General features: G+C 37.1%; 18 protein-coding genes. All 18 read left to right on the top strand.

The window, feature by feature from the left end:
• Positions 1–143 precede the first annotated feature (143 nt).
• The 18 genes from CKK03_RS12830 (at position 144) to rny (ending at position 19512) form a co-directional block, all read left to right on the top strand.
• Positions 144–869, top strand: a complete 726-nt coding sequence (locus CKK03_RS12830) for a GntR family transcriptional regulator (protein ID WP_099362965.1) — start codon at positions 144–146, stop codon at positions 867–869.
• A gap of 106 nt (positions 870–975) precedes the next feature.
• A complete protein-coding gene (locus tag CKK03_RS12825) occupies positions 976–2085 on the top strand; it encodes a BMP family lipoprotein (RefSeq protein ID WP_099355323.1) in 1110 nt (369 codons plus the stop codon).
• 121 nt (positions 2086–2206) lie between these two features.
• The gene (locus tag CKK03_RS12820; protein ID WP_099362964.1) at positions 2207–3733 is read left to right on the top strand and encodes an ABC transporter ATP-binding protein; all 1527 of its coding nucleotides are present in this window, start codon (positions 2207–2209) and stop codon (positions 3731–3733) included.
• On the top strand, positions 3730–4794 hold the full coding sequence (locus tag CKK03_RS12815; RefSeq protein WP_099362963.1) for an ABC transporter permease: 1065 nt from the start codon (positions 3730–3732) through the stop codon (positions 4792–4794). The genes CKK03_RS12820 and CKK03_RS12815 overlap by 4 nt, the downstream gene beginning before the upstream one ends.
• Position 4795: 1 nt before the next feature.
• Positions 4796–5749, top strand: coding sequence for an ABC transporter permease (locus tag CKK03_RS12810; protein ID WP_099355320.1), 954 nt, complete (start codon positions 4796–4798; stop codon positions 5747–5749).
• A gap of 251 nt (positions 5750–6000) precedes the next feature.
• Positions 6001–7470 carry a sodium:solute symporter family protein gene (locus tag CKK03_RS12800; protein ID WP_099362961.1) on the top strand — a complete coding sequence of 490 codons (1470 nt, stop codon included), beginning with the start codon at positions 6001–6003 and terminating at the stop codon, positions 7468–7470.
• A gap of 179 nt (positions 7471–7649) precedes the next feature.
• Complete coding sequence (gene yfmF, locus CKK03_RS12795) at positions 7650–8930, top strand: EF-P 5-aminopentanol modification-associated protein YfmF (RefSeq protein ID WP_099362960.1); 1281 nt, start codon at positions 7650–7652, stop codon at positions 8928–8930.
• Entirely contained in the window at positions 8930–10216 is a 1287-nt protein-coding gene (gene yfmH / locus CKK03_RS12790; RefSeq protein ID WP_099362959.1) for an EF-P 5-aminopentanol modification-associated protein YfmH, read from the top strand. The genes yfmF and yfmH overlap by 1 nt, the downstream gene beginning before the upstream one ends.
• Before the next feature lie 53 nt (positions 10217–10269).
• Complete coding sequence (ymfI, locus tag CKK03_RS12785) at positions 10270–10995, top strand: elongation factor P 5-aminopentanone reductase (RefSeq protein WP_099362958.1); 726 nt, start codon at positions 10270–10272, stop codon at positions 10993–10995.
• 106 nt (positions 10996–11101) lie between these two features.
• Positions 11102–11344 (top strand): DUF3243 domain-containing protein, encoded by a 243-nt coding sequence (locus CKK03_RS12780; protein ID WP_099355314.1) that lies wholly within the window; start codon positions 11102–11104, stop codon positions 11342–11344.
• Between the two features lie 174 nt (positions 11345–11518).
• Positions 11519–12304: a YmfK family protein gene (locus tag CKK03_RS12775; protein WP_099355313.1), complete on the top strand. Its 786-nt coding sequence runs from the start codon at positions 11519–11521 to the stop codon at positions 12302–12304.
• Positions 12305–12403: 99 nt separating this feature from the next.
• Positions 12404–13312 (top strand): RodZ domain-containing protein, encoded by a 909-nt coding sequence (locus CKK03_RS12770; protein ID WP_099362957.1) that lies wholly within the window; start codon positions 12404–12406, stop codon positions 13310–13312.
• 90 nt (positions 13313–13402) lie between these two features.
• The gene (pgsA, locus tag CKK03_RS12765) at positions 13403–13981 is read left to right on the top strand and encodes a CDP-diacylglycerol--glycerol-3-phosphate 3-phosphatidyltransferase (RefSeq protein ID WP_099362956.1); all 579 of its coding nucleotides are present in this window, start codon (positions 13403–13405) and stop codon (positions 13979–13981) included.
• A 17-nt stretch (positions 13982–13998) separates the two neighbouring features.
• Entirely contained in the window at positions 13999–15246 is a 1248-nt protein-coding gene (locus tag CKK03_RS12760) for a competence/damage-inducible protein A (protein ID WP_099362955.1), read from the top strand.
• A 146-nt stretch (positions 15247–15392) separates the two neighbouring features.
• Positions 15393–15584 carry a hypothetical protein gene (locus tag CKK03_RS12755; protein WP_099362954.1) on the top strand — a complete coding sequence of 64 codons (192 nt, stop codon included), beginning with the start codon at positions 15393–15395 and terminating at the stop codon, positions 15582–15584.
• On the top strand, positions 15581–16228 hold the full coding sequence (locus CKK03_RS12750) for a DsbA family oxidoreductase (RefSeq protein WP_099362953.1): 648 nt from the start codon (positions 15581–15583) through the stop codon (positions 16226–16228). The genes CKK03_RS12755 and CKK03_RS12750 overlap by 4 nt, the downstream gene beginning before the upstream one ends.
• Before the next feature lie 272 nt (positions 16229–16500).
• Complete coding sequence (gene recA, locus CKK03_RS12745) at positions 16501–17541, top strand: recombinase RecA (RefSeq protein WP_099355307.1); 1041 nt, start codon at positions 16501–16503, stop codon at positions 17539–17541.
• A 408-nt stretch (positions 17542–17949) separates the two neighbouring features.
• Positions 17950–19512 (top strand): ribonuclease Y, encoded by a 1563-nt coding sequence (rny, locus tag CKK03_RS12740; RefSeq protein ID WP_099362952.1) that lies wholly within the window; start codon positions 17950–17952, stop codon positions 19510–19512.
• The last annotated feature ends 72 nt before the right edge of the window (positions 19513–19584 follow it).

Here is a 19584-nt window from a genome sequence, read left to right as displayed (position 1 = left end):
AAGAGCAGTTGCTCTTCTTTTTTTTCGACAAATTACGCAATTCTTATTTATTTCTTTTTGAAAAGATGATATATTTAATTCGGATTAACATCGGTCTAACATCAGAGGTCTGATGACTATACATAAAAATGGAGGAGTAGCAGATGACTATCAAGTTAGATAATCGACCATTGTACTTGCAAGTAATAGATCAAATCAGACTTGATATCGAAAATGGTGTCTACAAAGAGAAAGAAAAACTACCATCAGAATTTCTCTTAGCAAAGCAGCTAGGAGTTAGTAGAGCAACTTTAAGAGAAGCGTTACGAATTCTTGAAGAAGAAAACGTCATTATTAGAAGACATGGTGTAGGTACCTTTGTAAATGCGAAACCTCTGTTTAATTCAGGAATTGAGCAAATAAGTAGTATTACAGATATGATTATTCAAGCTGGTATGTCACCTGGGACGATCTTTTTATCGAGAACGGTAAAAGAACCTACGGATAATGACATAAAGAGTTTTAATTGTCCGGAAACTGAAGAACTTACAAAAATAGAAAGAGTCCGTACCGCAAATGGCGAGCCTGTGGTGTACTGTATAGACAAAATTCTTTCAAAAAATTTACCAGCCAATTATTCACATGAGGAATCTCTCTTTGATTTATTGGAAAAAAAAGCAGGAAGAAAAATAACCTACGCGGTTACCTATATTGAGCCGATTGGGTATCACGATACGATTTCGCCAATCTTAAACTGTGACCCTGAGACAGCATTATTGTTATTAAAACAAATGCATTATGATGAAAAAGATGAACCAATTCTTTTTTCACAAAACTATTTTAGAGCGGATAAGTTTTCATTCCATGTCGTTAGAAAACGTGTGTTATAAATTGTAAGTAAAAAGCAAACTTTAAGGAGGTGAATAAGTAATCCGTTACTAACAGATATTTAGAATAAGGATTTGTTTTTTATTAAAATTTATAGGGGGTTAATCCATGTTTAAAAAGAAAGCTGGTTTTGGTCTTGCATTTCTTCTTGCAGCTGGTACATTATTAGGTGCATGTGGAGGCGCAGACGAAGAAGGAACAGGTTCAGGAGAAGGTAATAATAAAGGTGCCGATCTTAAAGTAGGTATGGTAACTGACGCAGGTACAATTGATGACAAATCATTTAACCAAGGTACATGGGAAGGAATTCTAGCTGCTAAAGAAGAGCTTGGCATTCAAGAAAAATATCTTAAGCCAGCAGGTACAACTGAAGCAGAGTACTTAAAAGAGATGGGCAACCTTTACGATGCAGGTTATAAATTCATCGTAGCACCAGGTTTCAAATTTGAAACAGCAATCTATCAAGCACAATCTAAATATGAAGATGCAAAATTCGTCATTCTAGATGGTAACCCACACAAAGGTGACTTTGTTCCAGCAGTTGCTGACAACAGTGTTGCAGTATTTTTTGCTGAACATGAATCTGGTTTCTTAGCTGGTGTAGCTACTGCCCTTGAATTAAAAGAAGGAGAAGCTGGATTTATCGGTGGTATGGAAATTCCAGCTGTTCAAAAATTTAACTGGGGCTTCCAACAAGGTTTAGCTTATGCAAATGAAAACCTAGGAACGAATTTTAGTATTAAAGAAGACAATGTAGTATATCAAGGTTCATTTGATAACTCAGCAGCTGGTCAACAAATTGCTGCTCAAATGTATGACCGTGGTGTAAATGTAATCTTTGCTGCTGCTGGTGGTGTTGGTGTAGGTGCGTTTACTGAAGCTAAAAACCGCGCTAAAGCAGGAGAAGAAGTTTGGATGGTCGGTGTTGACGTTGACCAATATTCTGAAGGAATTTATGAAGGTGAAAAATCAATTACTTTAACATCTGCAATGAAGAAGCTTGCACATGCAACTCAAGAAATAATTGAACAAGAGCTTGATGGAAAATTCCCTGGTGGAGAAACTCTAACATATGATGTTAAAAATGATGGAGTTGGTATTCCAGAAGAAAATCCTAACTTAAGCGAAGAAACTGTCAACCAAGTTAAAGAGATTTTTGAAAAGATTAAATCTGATGAAATCAAAGTCTCTGGTGAACAAGGTAATTTAATCAAGTAAGATTAGTTGAAAAAGAGACGGTTGTTTTCATCCGTCTCTTTTGTATATAACCTCAAATGTCAATATCTACACAAGTCTGGTGTAAAAAGGATTTGAGTCTATTAAAAAGGTGAGTGCTACTATGGAATATGTTGTAGAAATGCTGAATATCAGGAAGGAATTTCCTGGTATTGTGGCAAATGATAATATCACTCTTACTTTGAAAAAGGGAGAGATACATGCTCTACTTGGTGAAAATGGGGCAGGAAAATCCACACTAATGGGCGTATTATTTGGGATGTATCAACCGGAACAAGGAATCATTAAGGTAAATGGTGAACAAGTTCATATTAACAACCCTAATGTGGCAAACCGTCTAGGGATTGGTATGGTGCATCAACACTTTAAGCTTGTTGAAAATTTTACAGTTACTGAAAACATCATATTAGGGAGCGAGCCATTAAAGGGCGGTGTGGTCCTTGATATTGATAGTGCGGCAAAACGTATTGAAGAATTGTCAAAGTATTATGGGCTAAATGTCGACCCGCATGCGAAAATAGAAGACATTTCAGTAGGTATGCAACAACGGGTTGAAATTATGAAAATGCTCTTCCGTGAAGCGGATGTGCTTATTTTTGACGAGCCTACAGCTGTATTAACTCCAAATGAAATAGATGAATTAATGAAAATCATGCGTAATTTAATTAAAGAAGGAAAATCAATCATTATCATTACTCATAAATTAAAGGAAATCAAAGCAGTTGCAGACCGCTGTACAGTTATTCGTCGTGGAAAATATATTGGAACAGTTAATGTTGCTGATTCAAGTGAAGCTAGTTTAGCTGAAATGATGGTTGGTAGACATGTATCATTTAAAGTTGATAAAGAAGAAAGCAAACCAGGTGAAATGGTATTAGAAATAGATTCTCTTTCTGTGAAAAATAACAGAAAAGTAATGGGGTTAAAGAACTTTTCACTGACTGTTAAGAAAGGTGAAATAGTAGGGATCGCTGGTGTTGAAGGAAATGGTCAATCTGAGCTAGTGGAAGCGATTACAGGACTTCGCAAGGCAGAGTCAGGAAAAATCCTATTAAATGGGGAAGATATTACGAATCTCCCTGTCCGTCAACGAATTGATAAAGGGATTGCCCATATTCCGGAGGATAGACAAAAACGTGGACTTGTTTTAGATTACACACTTCAATCCAATATGGTGTTAGAGGTATATAACAAACGTCCATTTTCAAAACACGGACTTCTGAATGTATCAGCAATGAAAGAGTATGCAAAGAAGATTCTTGAAAACTTCGATGTGCGTTCAGGTGAAGGAGAAGTTTCAATTGCAAGAACCTTATCCGGTGGTAACCAACAAAAAGCAATTATCGGACGTGAGCTTGAATTAGATCCTGAATTGCTAGTAGCTGTTCAACCAACTCGTGGATTAGATGTTGGTTCAATTGAATATATTCATCAACAATTGATCGCTCATCGAGATAAAGGAAAAGCGGTACTTTTAATTTCACTCGAATTAGATGAAGTATTGCAGCTATCTGATCGAATTGCCATCGTCAACAACGGTGAACTCATTGGGGTTGTTAATGCCTCAGAGACGAACGAAAATGAGGTTGGCCTCATGATGGCGGGTGTAGGTAAGGAGAGAAGTGTATGAGAAATACAATTATTTCATTAATCGCGGTACTGTTGGGGCTAATTGCCGGTGGATTATTAATGCTATTTATCGGTAGTAATCCTTTTGAAGGGTATGCTTACCTTTTCCAAGGCGGATTAAAAAATATATCAAGAATCGGGGATACATTGGCGACAGCAACACCATTAATCTTTACTGGTTTATCGGTTGCTTTTGCTTTCCGTACGGGTTTATTTAATATCGGAGCCTCTGGCCAAATGCTGATAGGTGGTCTGCTAGCAACTGCAGTTGGCTTAACATTTGACTGGTCGAGACCAATTCTTCTCCTTGTAATGATTTTAGTAGGATTCCTTGGTGGTGCTCTATGGGCATTTATACCAGGATTGCTTAAAGCAAGATTTAATGTTCATGAGGTTGTTTCAACGATCATGATGAACTGGGTTGCTTATTGGACTGTATATTATGTAGTTCCTGGATATTTCAAAGGTGAATTCCTTGAAACAGAATCAAAAAAGTTACCAGATGAAGCAACGTTAAGGTCACCATTTTTAACAGATATGTTCCAAGGGTCTTATATTAACTTAGGTTTGTTTTTAGGTGTTATTGCGGTTATTATTGTTGGGTTTATCATAAACAAAACTACGTTGGGATTTGAATTGAAAGCAGTTGGTTTCAACCGTCACGCTGCAGAATATGCTGGTATGCGTGTTAATACAAATATTGTTTTATCTATGTTAATTTCTGGTGGACTAGCTGGTCTCGCAGGTGTTGCGATGTATACAGGAAATGCAACGAGCATGCAAATCGGGATCTTACCATCTCAAGGTTTTGATGGTATAGCAGTAGCATTGTTAGGAGCAAACAGTCCAATCGGTGTGTTCTTTGCGGCAGTATTTTTTGGAATCCTATATTCTGGAACAGGGTTTATGAATGCAATGACGGAAATCCCTCCAGAGATTGCAAATACAATTATAGCTATCATTATCTATTTCGCTGCTACCAGTATTTTGATTGAGCGCTTATTGAATAAGTTCAAAAAACGTCGTACTGACAGTTCAGCTGTGAAAAAGGAGGAAGCGTAAAATGTGGGCTTTAGTTGAACAGATTTTTCCATACGCAATTGTTTTTACAATCCCTCTTCTAATAACAGCACTTGGAGGACTATTCAGTGAACGAAGTGGTGTTGTTAACATTGGCTTAGATGGGCTAATGATCTTTGGAGCTTTTGCAGGTGCCCTAACGATCTATTATCTTCAAGATACAATGTCAAACCATAATTTAGTTCTGTGGATCGGTTTATTAGTTGCTGCGATTGTGGGAATCCTCTTTTCTCTTTTACACGCATTTGCTAGCATTAACTTAAATGCCAACCAAATTATCAGTGGTACTGCTATCAATATGATTGCAGGTGCACTTACCGTATTTTTAGCTAGAAATATTACAGGTAGTGGGAATATTCGTATTACTAGTGGATTTACACCAACAGATATTCCGGGGCTATCCTCGATTCCTGTTATTGGAGATTTGTTTTTTACGAAAACCTATCCAACTACTTGGTTTATCTTACTTGTTTTATTAATAAGCTCGTTCGTGCTATATAAAACAAAGACAGGGCTTCGTTTACGTTCTTGTGGTGAATTTCCACAGGCGGCAGAAGCAGCTGGTGTAAATGTTAGAAAAATTCGTTATCTAGGTGTTATACTTTCAGGTGCTTTTTCAGGCTTGGGAGGGGCACTTATCATCGTAACGTATGCAGGGGAGTTTACTGGAACAGTTTCAGGTCTAGGCTTCTTGGCACTTGCATCTTTAATCTTTGGACAATGGAAACCACTTGGGATTCTTGGAGCAACTTTATTCTTTGGTTTTGCAAGTACAGTTGCGAACGTTTCACAAGTTATCCCAGAGCTTGCAGTTGTCCCACCAATCATATTGAAGATTTTCCCATATGTGGTAACTTTAATTGCATTGGTTATCTTTTCTAAATCTTCTCAAGCACCTAAAGCAGCGGGAGAGCCATTTGATTCTGGGAAACGATAAGATTATACTTTTAAAGGAATGGCAGAAGTGTCATTCCTTTTTTAAATTGAAATGGGAGGACAATAATGAGCAAAAAAGAATCGTTTTGGGGGCTATTATGCCTCTTCTTAGTGATGTTGGCCTATGTCATTCCTTATGTTTTTTTAACAGATGTAACCGCATGGTACGGCAGTTTTCTATTGTGGATTGTTTTGGCATTAGTCATTATTATTATAAATTACATACTGACACGGAACTGGAGGTGAGGATTGATGAGTGCTACTTATGTTTGGTGGGGAATTGCCATTTATATTGTGATGTCAATTTTTATCGCCTATTTATCAAGAAGTGAAAAGCAAGTAAATATGGAGGGCTACTTTTTAGGGAACCGAAAAATGAACGGTTTTGTGTCCGCCTTAAGTTATAGCGCAACGACTTATAGTGCTTTTATGATGGTTGGATTAGCTGGTTTAACCTATCGTGGTGGTGTAGGTGCATTAGGTTTTGAAATTGTTTATTTTATGGGGGTTACTCTTGTTGCCTTTTTTGGACCTCGTTTTTGGATTGTGGGAAAGAAATTTGGCTATGTGACACCGTCTGAGATGTTAGGGGATCGTTATGATGATAAAAGGGTTGCAGCTATTATTTCGATTTCAAGCTGTATTTTTCTAATTCCGTATAGCGCTGTTCAATTAGCGGGTGTTGGCTATTTATTACAAGGGATTACAAATGGGGAGATAAGCTTTACTACTGGAGCAATTATAGCAACTATTTTAGCACTAATTTTTACATATATTTCTGGAATTCGCTCTGTCATGTGGACTGATTCCCTCCAGGCGCTTGTGATGATTGTTTCCTCGAGCCTAGTTGTTATTTTATTAGTAAATGCATTAGGTGGGTTTGGTAGCTTCTTCAACGAATTGCGGACAAGTCACCCAGATTCATTAACAGTACCGGGGAATGGGTACTTTAGTTTTCCTACCTTTTTATCATTAACCATTCCATGGATTTTCTTTAGTCTTTCTAATCCTCAGGTGAGTCAGCGTTTATATATGCCTTCATCTTTAGGAAGTTTACGAAAAATGTTATTAGGTTTCCTCGTATTCGGCTTTATTTATACGATTGTATCGGTAATGTGGGGATATTCGGCGATTTTATTATTCCCAGGACTTGAGAATCCGGATGTAGCAACGCCTAATCTTCTGTCTTCCGAACATGTTCCAGTCGTTTTAGGGGTGATTGTCATGGTAGCGATTATGGCAGCAGCTATTTCTACAATCGATTCGATATTATTAACCCTTTCTTCTCTTTTTGCGAGAGATGTATATGGCATGTCCTCTAAAGCGAAGGATGAAAGACAACAATTAAAGGTAGGAAAAATCATTATTCCTGTCATCGCAATTCTCGCTTATGGATTCGCAGAATTACAATTAGATTTAATTGCCGTTCTTTCTGTTGCATCGTCGGCAGGTTTAATCGTAGTGGTTCCAGCAATTATCGGAGCTTTCTTTTGGAAAAAAGGAACCGCAATAGGGGTTATGACTAGTGTTACGATAAGTGGATTAGTTGTAATATTGCTTGAAGCTATGAAGTATAAACCATTTGGCTATGGGTCAGGTGTATGGGGACTGCTTCTTTCTATCGTGTTATTTGTAGGGGTGAGTCTCGCAACTAGACCACCTGAAAAGAAAGCGAATGAATTTTTATCGTATTTAAAAAGTGAACTTTCAAAAAATCAATGATTTCATTAGCAAACCAGTACTAGTACTGGTTTGTTTTTCTTTATTAAGTAAATTTTAGGAGGTGAACTTGAATTTATTACTAATTTGAGGTTATAGTGATTCTAAGATTAAAAATTAGTTTTGGTTAAAATATAGCCATATAGTGTTTTGCTATGACCAAAAAGGAGGCTATGTATAAGATGTTTTTATTGGATGAAAATGAGCATAAATTAAACGGCTTCACGCTCCATACGGTTAAAACAGATAAATTTAAAACGAATACAATTGTACTTAGAATGAAAGCCCCGCTGGAAGAGGAATATGTTACCCAAAGAGCATTACTTCCATATGTATTGCAAAGTGAAACACCTAGCTACCCCTCAACAACGAGTTTGCGCTCCTATTTAGATGAATTATATGGTGCTGTATTATATGTGGACCTAGCAAAAAAAGGGGAACACCATATTATTACTTTTTTCGTGGAAATAGCAAATGAGCTATTTTTAAAAGATCAAACACCTTTGCTAGACAAAGCAATCACCTTGTTGCAGGAAATTGTACTATCTCCTGTAACAGAAAATGGCGCTTTTAAAAGCACAGTTGTAGAAAAAGAAAAACGAAGCCTTAAACAACGAATTCAAGCTGTCTATGATGATAAAATGAGATATTCGAATTTACGTTTAGTTGAAGAAATGTGTAAGGATGAACCCTATCACCTCCATGTGAATGGAAGAATTGAAGATCTAGACAGTATTTCTGCAGAATCTCTCTATAATTATTATCAAAAAGCATTGGCTGAAGATGAAATTGATCTATATATTATCGGAAACATTGAACCTGATAAAGTAAAAGAAGTGGTCTCATCAACATTCACGTTTTCTGAGCGTAGCACACGTCCACAAATTGAATCTAAAACCAAGCAAGTTGAAAAAGTGAATGAAGTAATCGAAAACCAAGATGTAAAACAAGGTAAGCTCAATATTGGCTATCGGACAAATACGACTTATAGTGACCCAGACTATGATGCACTCCAAGTGTTCAACGGAATTTATGGTGGTTTTTCACACTCAAAATTATTTATAAATGTTCGTGAAAAAGAAAGCCTTGCATACTACGCAGCATCTAGGGTGGAAAGTCATAAGGGTCTTCTGATGGTAATGTCCGGCATTGATGTAAATAATTATGACCGAGCAGTAACCATTATTAAAGAACAAATGAAAGCAATGATTGATGGAGATTTTACAGAGGATATCCTTGCTCAAACAAAAGCCGTCATTCGAAATCAGTTACTTGAAACAATCGATACATCCCGTGGTATCGCTGAAGTTTTATATCATAATGTTATTTCACAGAAATCAAGAAAGCTTCAGGATTGGATAGCTGGAATTGAAGCAGTCACAAAGGAGGAAGTAGTCAATGTTGCCAAGAAAGTCGAACTTGATACGATTTATTTCCTTACTGGATTGGAGGGGCGGTCATAATGGATAAAATCACATTTGATCAACTTCAAGAGGTTCTTTTTCACGAGAAGCTTGAAAACGGTCTTAACGTTTACATCCTTCCGAAAAAAGGATTTAATAAAACATATGCAACCTTCACGACTAATTATGGTTCAGTTGATAACCAATTTGTACCATTAGGGAAGAATGAATTAACGACAGTACCTGATGGAATTGCTCATTTTTTAGAGCATAAGTTATTTGAAAAAGAAGATGGAGATGTGTTTCAGGATTTTAGTAAACAAGGTGCCTCTGCGAATGCTTTCACATCATTTACAAGAACAGCCTATCTTTTTTCGAGTACATCCAATGTTGAACTAAATCTAGAAACATTAATTGACTTTGTCCAAAGTCCTTATTTTACAGAAAAGACAGTTGAAAAAGAAAAAGGAATCATCGGTCAAGAAATTACAATGTACGATGATAACCCTGACTGGAGACTTTATTTCGGTGTAATTGAAAATATGTACAAAAATCATCCGGTCCGAATTGATATTGCTGGAACTATTGATTCCATCGCCAAGATTACAAAAGATATGCTCTACGAATGCTATGAAACCTTTTATCATCCGAGTAATATGGTTCTATTTGTTGTTGGTCCGATTGACCCGGAAAAAATAATGGCGCAAATCAAATCTAATCAAGCCAAAAAAGATTATCAGGATCAGTCAGAAATCGAGCGCCATTTTGAGGATGAACCAATTGAAGTAAACGAAAAGAAGAAAGTACTAGAAATGAACGTCCAATCTTCAAAGTGTATGGTTGGTGTGAAGGCTCTAAATCCTTCACGTAAAGGTGATGAATTACTTAAACAGGAATTATCGATGACGATTCTCTTGGATTGGCTGTTTGGAAAAAGTTCCAAGCATTATCAGGCATTGTATGATGAAGGCTTAATTGATGATACTTTCTCGTATGATTACACGGAAGAACAAGGATTTGGTTTTGCGATTGTGGGAGGAGATACCTCAAATCCCGATGAATTATCAGCAAAATTACGAAATATTATGCTTTCAAGTAAAAAACAAGGAATCACTTCAGAAGAATTGGACCGTGTTAAAAAGAAAAAAATTGGAGCATTTTTACGCTCTTTAAACTCACCAGATTATATTGCAAACCAGTTTACAAGATACGCATTTAATGATATGAATTTATTTGACGTCGTTCCTATAATGGAAAGTATAACTGTTGACGATATTATGAAAACTGGAAATGAAATTTTCGATGAAATTAGAATGACGGAGTGTCAGGTAATACCTAAAAAGTAGTAAATGCTTAAGCATCCTTTACCAAAAGGATGCTTTTTTAAGGGGAAATGAATATGAAGAAATACGCATTAATTACAGGTGCCAGTGGAGGAATCGGAAGCGCTATTGCGAAAGAAGTTGCCAGTCTAGGTTATTCGTTATACTTACATTACAATGAAAATGAAAAGGCGGTAAAGAGTTTAGCGGGAGACTTAGATAGTAAAGGTGTAGAAACATATCTCATAAAGGCTGATTTAAGTCAAAAAACCGGTGTAGAATCTGTGGTAACTCAATTACAGCATCCAATTGACACAATTGTTCATAATTCAGGGAAAAGCGTGTTTGGCCTAATGACTGATTTTAATCAAAAAACGGTTGATCAAATGGTGCAGCTTCATGTAAGTACACCTTATATGTTAACGCAAGCCCTTCTTCCTGCTATGATAACGAAAAAAAGTGGGAATATCATTGTTATTTCATCCATTTGGGGACTAACAGGAGCGTCTTGTGAAGTGCTTTATTCTATGGTAAAGGGAGGACAACTCTCGTTTGTAAAAGCATTAGCGAAGGAAGTTGCGTTAAGTGGAATACGAGTGAATGCGGTCGCACCTGGTGCCATCAATACAAACATGCTCCAGGAGTTCACTGAAGATGATTTACAAGGTATAAGTGAAGAGATTCCAATGGGAAGAATAGGTGAACCAATTGAGATAGCAAATACAGTTGGATTTTTACTCTCCGACAAAGCTTCTTATATAACCGGACAAGTTTTGTCTGTAAATGGTGGTTGGCATTGTTAGTTTTTATAATGAGTGCAAGTGTGAAAACGCGACATAAATTTCAATGAATAATTTATCTTACAATCGACAAACTAACATTGTATTAACCTTATAAGGAGGGTCACTTATGTCAGTACTAGACAATTTTGAAGAGTGGAAAGATTTTTTAGGTGATCGCTTGCAGCATGCTAAATCCGAAGGAATGGATCAACAAGTTATCAGTAATATGGCTCAACAATTAGGTGATTACTTAGCTAATGAAGTAGAGCCAAAAAATGCTCAGGAAAAAGTATTACGGGACCTCTGGACCGTTGCTTCTGAAGAAGAGCAACAAGCGATTGCCAATGTAATGATTAAACTTGTCCAATAGGTTTGGTAGTAGGTTGAATGTAGAGAGGATTTTCCTCTCTTTTTTATTTAAGTAAATTCCCCTCAAATTTTTTATACCCCACTATAAAATATGAATTGATTAGTTTATAATAATAATGATGCAATATTTCATAGTTGGAATTATAACCACTGATTGTATGAGGGGCTGGGACACTTGGAGAAAAAAGAGTGGTATTTGGAATATGAAATAGCAAAAAATCGCCCAGGACTCCTAGGGGATATTTCTTCCTTACTAGGAATGCTTTCGATAAATATTGTTACAATAAATGGTGTAGACGATCGCAGAAGGGGCATGCTTTTATTAAGTGATAGCAATGAGCAAATCGAGAGACTTGAATCAATTTTACATACAATGGATACGATAACCGTTACAAAGCTTAGGGAACCGAAGCTTCGTGATAAGCTTGCTGTTAGACATGGACGCTATATTCAACGTGACGCTGATGATAAAAAAACATTCCGTTTTACGCGTGATGAATTAGGGCTGCTTGTTGATTTCATGGCAGAGCTGATTAAGCAAGAGGGTCATAAGTTAATTGGAATTCGGGGTATGCCGAGGGTTGGTAAGACCGAATCAGTTGTTGCTGCTAGTGTTTGTGCGCATAAAAAGTGGTTGTTTGTGTCATCGACATTATTGAAACAAACGATGCGAAATGAATTAATCCAGGATGAATATAATGCTGATAACCTTTTTATTATTGATGGCATTGTTTCAACAAGAAGGGCAACTGAAAGGCATCTACAGCTTGTTAGGGAAATTATGAGACTGCCCGCTGTTAAACTAGTCGAGCATCCGGATATATTTGTACGTCATACAGAGTATACGTTGAATGATTTTGACTATATTATTGAACTTCGAAATAATCCTGAAGAGGAAATTACATACGATATAGAAGACCAACAGTTTTCTAGTTCTGATTTTTCCGGTTTTAATTTTTGAATGTCTTAATCGATTAATCCTTTACTGAAAAAGAGAAAAATGCTAGTATTATGAACGCGAATAGACCAATAGGTATCCCGGAATTGGTAGGTGAAAAAAATGACTGAATTAGGATCTCGGCTTAAAGAAGCAAGAGAGCAAAAAGATTTAAGCCTTGATGATTTACAGCAAATGACAAAAATCCAAAAAAGGTATTTGGTTGGGATTGAAGAAGGAAATTATAATGTTATGCCAGGTAAATTCTATGTCCGTGCATTCATAAAGCAATATGCTGAGGCTGTGGGACTTAACCCTGAAGAATTATTTGAAGAGTACAAGTCAGAAATTCCTGGTACAAATAACGATGAAATTCCTGAACAAATATCAAGAGTGCAATCAAGAAGACAAATTTCTACAACGAATTCTAAAATTGTTGATAAAGTACCAATCATCATATTGGCTCTTTTTCTTCTTGGTGGTGCAATGACAATCTACTGGTTTGTTTCTAAAAAGGATGTTGCCGAAGAACCAGAAACACAACTAGAGAGTCAGGAAACGGAATACGACGAATCAAATGAACCACCTCCTGTTCAAGAACAACAAAAAGAAGAGCCGAAAGAAGGGGAGCAGGTAGCCGGTGAAACGGATAATACCCCTTCAGAAGAAGAGGAACCTGTGGAAGAAACTCCTGCTCAGGAGCTTGTAGAGGTTGAAAAAAAATCCAGTACTGCAACCTTTGAGTTAAAGAATGCAGATTCATTTAAGGTAAAAGTAACGGCGGCAGATGCTGGTCAATCTTGGGTCACACTTCAAAATCCCCAAAACGAAAGATTTATTTATGAAACCATTGCGAATGGTGCAACAAAAGAGGTTGACTTAACAAATCAATCTGAAGTGATTTTAACAGTTGGAAGGTCGTCTGATCTTCAAGTCGAAATCAATGGAGAGCCTTTTACGTATCCGTTTGATACGGGCCAAATTGTTCGTCAAATTATTACGATAAAGTATACTCCAGGAACTGAAGAATAACAAAAGTCATCATTATGATGGCTTTTTGTTTCGTATAAGTGGTATTATCACTATTATAAGAATTTTAGTAAATGTTGGAGGTATAAGATTGTGAATTTACCAAATAAGATTACGGTAGCAAGAATTTGCTTAATTCCACTTTTTTTAATTGTTATGTTTGTTCCGTTTGGCTGGGGTGATGTTTCGATTGGCTCTATGTCCATTCCAGTTGCCCATTTAGTAGGAGCGATTATTTTTATTGTTGCTTCTAGCACTGATTGGATTGACGGTCATTTGGCAAGAAAGCATAACTTAGTAACGAACCTTGGAAAGTTTTTAGATCCTCTTGCAGATAAGCTACTTGTATCAGCTGCATTAGTTAGTTTAGTTCAGTTTGGGCTAGCACCTGCCTGGATGGTCGTTGTTATTATAAGTAGGGAATTTGCTGTAACTGGCTTACGTTTATTACTAGCCGAAGGTGGAGAGGTTTCAGCAGCAAAAATGCTCGGGAAAATTAAAATGTGGGCTCAAGTCGTAGCCGTTTCTGCATTATTATTACATAACTGGCCGTTTGAATATCTTTCTATCCCATTTGATATGATTGCCCTCTGGGTAGCAGTTATATTTACAATTGTGTCTGGTTGGGATTATTTTGCGAAAAACAAAGGTGTCTTTGCAAACTCTAAATAGGATGGTGGGGTTCTTCAATGAATGCTGAAATAATTGCTGTAGGTTCTGAGCTTCTTTTAGGTCAAATCGCAAATACGAATGCGCAGTTTCTTTCCAAACAGCTTGCTGAGCTTGGAGTCAATGTGTATTACCATACAGTTGTTGGTGATAATCCCAACCGTTTAGAGGATGCAATAAAAATCTCTCAATCTCGTTCGGATTTAATCATTTTTACTGGTGGTTTGGGGCCAACAAAGGATGATTTAACAAAAGAAACAATTGCAAGGGTAGTAGGTAAACAGCTTGTATTTGATGAAGCTGCCTTACGGAGTATTGAAGATTACTTTAAGAAAACCAATCGCCATATGACCGAGAATAATAAAAAACAAGCACTCGTACTTGAGGGTTCTGAAATCCTTCCAAATGACCATGGGATGGCTCCTGGAATGGGATTTGAAGTTGATAAGATTACATATATGCTCTTTCCTGGACCACCAAAAGAGCTGAATCCGATGTTCCTCTCATACGGTGGACCATTCTTATTAAAATCACTTGGTGTTGTAGAACGAATTGAATCCAGGGTGCTGCGTTTCTTCGGGATTGGAGAATCACAACTTGAAACAGAGATTGAGGATTTAATTGACAATCAAACAAACCCTACAATAGCCCCATTAGCTGGCGATGGTGAAGTTACACTTAGACTTACAGCAAAGCACAACTCACTAGATGTTGCAAACCAACTACTAGATCGTACCGAGGCTGAAATAGTAAAAAGAGTGGGCAAGTTCTTATACGGGTATAACTCGACTTCACTTGTTAATGAACTCATGAATAAGCTTAAAACCTCAAAGCTTACAATCTCGAGTGCAGAAAGCTTAACTGGTGGCTTATTTGCCGAGGAGCTTACCAATTTAGCAGGTTCTTCAGCAGTTGTGAAGGGTGGAGTAGTTTGCTATACAAACGAAGTGAAGGAACATGTGTTACATGTAAAGAAAGAAACACTAGATACAGATGGGGCCGTTAGCAGTTCTACAGCGGAGCAGCTTGCAGAGAATGTAAAGAAACTTTTAAAATCTGATATAGGGATTAGTTTTACAGGTGTAGCCGGTCCGAGTGAGTCGGAAGGAAAGCCAGTAGGGACAGTATATATTGGGATTTCTTATTTAGATCAACAGACTAAGGTATTTTCGTTGCAATTAGCGGGTTCCCGACAAGGAATTCGAGCTAGAACGGTTAAATATGGTTTTTATTATTTACTGCAATTATTAAATGAACAGAAAAACTGATTTTTCACTATCACTTCAAAAAGACGATCATGCTGGTCGTCTTTTTTTGCAAATTTAAACGGGTTTTATACATTTCAGTTTAATTATTAGAAATCAAATGAAATATCATTTACAATAATCATATTGTCGAAAAGGAGGAATACATGATGTTAAATGACAAGCAGTCTAAATCTGAAGCATCCTCAACAGATGGAAAAGATGTTAATGGGGCCTTGAAAGAACTAAATGGCATCAAGAAATTAAAAAGCTTTGACTTTGACAGTTCCTCAGGGTTCGTCTGTGATATTAATACTGGAATTTGTGGTCCAGTAAATCAAAAGAAAGAGGGAAAAGAATGAAAATAACAATTTGGTCAGACTTTGTATGTCCTTTCTGTTTTATAGGGGAGTCCCATTTAGATAAAGCATTAGAAAATTTTTCACATGCAAAAGATGTTGAAATAGAATATAAAAGCTTTTTACTTATGCCAGATGCGCAATATGTTTCTGGTCAAAATTATGCTGAAACCTTTTCTAGTATGAAAGGAGTTCCATTAGAACAGGCCGAAGCAATGCTTAAACAAGTGACAGAAATGGCTAAAAATTCTGGTGTTGAGATCAACTATGATAAAGCTAAACTTACAAGCACATATGATGCACATCGCGTTTTTCAATATGCAAAGGAGCAGGGAAAAGGAAATGAATTTTTCAATCGTTTCTATGCTGCCCATTTTACTGAAGGTGAAGTCTTAAGCGACACAGAAACAGTTGTTCGCTTGGCTGAAGATGTAGGTCTTGATGGGGTGCAAGTACGCAAAGTCATGGAAAGTAAAGAACATACTGCCCAGGTGACAAATGACATCTCTGAGGCACGTTCGGTTGGTGTACAAGGTGTTCCTTTCTTTGTAATTGATAACAAGTATGCTGTTTCTGGTGCTCAACCAGTTGAAGTGTTTAATCAAGTTCTGGATAAGGTATGGGAAGAAGAACATTCCAAGAAATAGAATGGAATCGTTTGTAAACATTTATAAAAATGGCGTAAGTGTGCATATGCTTACGTCATTTTTTATCATCGATTTACTATTTTTGAAGAGCTAAAATTCAAATTTTGTTGGTCTCTATCTCTTTGAAAATATGATTTTGGACTATCAAAAATTGGATTTAAGGGAAAAAACTATTAATAAAAATAAGCGAATAAATGTTCGACTTTTTGCTTGGCAAATCGAACAAAACATTGTATAGTAATAATAGTTTCACGAATAAAGGAGGAAATATAGTGAGTGATCGTCAAGCGGCCTTAGAAATGGCATTAAAGCAGATAGAGAAACAGTTTGGTAAGGGCTCAATCATGAAGCTTGGAGAACAAACTGATCGTAGAATTTCCACTATATCAAGTGGTTCACTAGCAGTAGACGTAGCATTAGGTGTTGGAGGATATCCAAGAGGACGGATAATTGAAATATATGGACCAGAAAGCTCTGGTAAAACAACTGTAGCACTTCATGCGATTGCTGAAGTACAAAAAACTGGTGGACAAGCAGCGTTTATTGATGCGGAACATGCGCTTGATCCAGCATATGCACAAAAATTAGGTGTAAACATTGATGAACTATTATTATCGCAGCCTGATACTGGTGAACAAGCATTAGAAATAGCTGAAGCATTAGTACGTAGTGGTGCAGTCGATATTTTAGTAGTTGACTCTGTTGCAGCACTTGTTCCAAAAGCAGAAATTGAAGGTGAAATGGGAGATTCCCATATGGGTCTACAAGCCCGCTTAATGTCACAAGCATTACGTAAGCTTTCAGGTGCAATTAATAAATCAAATACAATTGCAATTTTCATTAACCAGGTCCGTGAAAAAATTGGGGTTATGTTCGGAAACCCAGAAACAACCCCAGGCGGACGTGCGCTTAAATTCTATTCTTCTGTAAGACTAGAGGTTCGTCGTGCGGAACAATTAAAACAAGGTAATGAACTTGTTGGTAATAGAACAAAAGTGAAGGTTGTTAAGAATAAAGTAGCACCACCATTTAAAACAGCTGAAGTAGACATTATGTACGGAGAAGGAATTTCAATCGAGGGCGAAATCATTGATATCGGATCGGAACTTGATATCGTCCAAAAGAGCGGCTCTTGGTATTCTTATAATGAAGAAAGAGTTGGTCAGGGGCGCGAAAATGCAAAACAATTCTTAAAAGAAAACCCTGATGTTCGAAATGAAATCCTTCAGCAAATTAGAAATCATTATGGACTTGACGGTGTTAAAGTAGCACCAGCTGATGAGGAACAGGAAGAGTTTGATTTACAAGACTAATCACCAAAGTCGAGGCACAGTTAATGTGTCTCTTCTTTATTTTCCCCATTAACTTACTTTTTTCAACACGATCGAAAAACCGCATTTCCTTCTTAAACCCTTTAAAATCACATGGTTACTCAATAAAATTTCCATTTTCATGTAATACTATTTCTGACAGGCCTTGACAATAAAAATTCACAGATTTACAATTAAAATGTATATTTTACATTTTGTTAGAATTAAAACGTTAGAAGCAAAACTCGGTTTGAGCTTTTGCTATTCAGACCCGGAGTAGTCTGAGCTGCTTTCGGTCGTAACCTAAGAATCTGATTAGCTTAAAAAGGCTTTGTGCTGTATATTGTAAAATGTACATGCCGACATTTTGATCTAGCAAGAAAAAGTTTATAGCAAGAGGAGGTGAAGAAGATGGATCCCATTTCTATAATCATCTCCGCTTTGGTTGGCCTGATCGTCGGTGCGATTGTTGGCTTTTATGTTCGTAAGTCTATTGCCGAAACTAAAATTGCTGGTGCAAAAAGTGTTGCCGAACAAATTATTGAAGATGCGAATAGAGAAGCAGATTCATTAAAGAAGGAAGCACTGTTAGAGGCAAAGGATGAAATTCACAAACTTCGTACAGAGGCAGAAAAGGAAATCCGTGATCGAAGAAACGAACTACAAAAACAAGAAAATCGTTTATTGCAGAAAGAAGAGAACCTTGATCGTAAGGATGAAACATTAGATAAACGCGAATCCATGCTAGAAAAGAAAGAGGATTCTCTCGCTCAAAGACAACAGCATATTGAAGAGATGGAAAGCAAAGTGGAAGAGATGGTAAACAAGCAACAAGCCGAACTCGAGCGTATCTCTAGCTTAACACGTGAAGAAGCAAAGCAAATCATCCTTGAACGTATTGAAAACGAGCTTTCCCATGATATAGCTATGATGGTAAAAGAAGCAGAAAATCGTGCAAAGGAAGAATCTGATAAGAAAGCAAAAGAAGTACTTTCTCTTGCTATTCAAAGATGTGCCGCTGATCATGTCGCAGAAACTACAGTATCTGTAGTTAACTTGCCTAATGATGAGATGAAGGGACGTATTATTGGTAGAGAAGGGCGAAATATCCGTACACTTGAAACATTAACAGGTATTGACCTTATCATCGATGATACACCAGAGGCAGTTATTTTATCTGGCTTTGATCCAATTCGACGTGAAACAGCGAGAATCGCACTTGAAAAACTTGTTCAAGACGGACGTATTCACCCTGCACGTATTGAAGAAATGGTAGACAAATCAAGACGTGAGGTAGATGAATATATTCGTGAAGTGGGTGAACAAACAACCTTTGAGGTTGGTGTTCATGGACTCCATCCGGATTTAATTAAGATTTTAGGTCGCTTGAAGTATCGTACAAGCTATGGCCAAAATGTCTTAAAACACTCAATGGAAGTATCGTTCTTAGCAGGTTTAATGGCTGCTGAGTTAGGTGAAGATGAAACATTGGCTCGACGTGCTGGACTACTACATGATATTGGTAAAGCGATTGACCATGAAGTGGAAGGTAGTCACGTTGAAATCGGTGTAGAACTCGCCACGAAATATAAAGAGCATCCAGTTGTAATTAATAGTATTGCTTCTCACCATGGTGATACAGAACCAACATCAATTATAGCTGTATTGGTTGCAGCAGCCGATGCGTTATCTGCAGCAAGACCAGGTGCACGAAGTGAGACACTTGAAAACTATATCCGCCGTTTAGAAAAGCTTGAGGAAATTTCAGAGTCGTATGAAGGCGTTGAAAAATCCTTTGCAATTCAAGCAGGACGTGAAGTTAGAATTATCGTAAAACCTGATGCAATCGATGACTTAAATGCACATCGATTAGCTCGTGACATCCGTAAACGAATCGAAGAAGAGTTGGATTATCCGGGTCATATCAAGGTTACTGTAATTCGTGAAACAAGAGCAGTTGAATACGCAAAATAAAAGTGGTCGATTTTTGACCACTTTTTTTGTTTTACTTAACATATACTTGTTTAATTTTTTCATAAATATCGA

The sequence above is a fragment of the Fredinandcohnia onubensis genome (genome assembly GCF_002734215.1).
GTDB classification, from domain to species: Bacteria; Bacillota; Bacilli; order Bacillales; family Bacillaceae_L; genus Ferdinandcohnia; species Ferdinandcohnia onubensis.
This window is presented reverse-complemented; position numbering and strand designations above follow the sequence as displayed.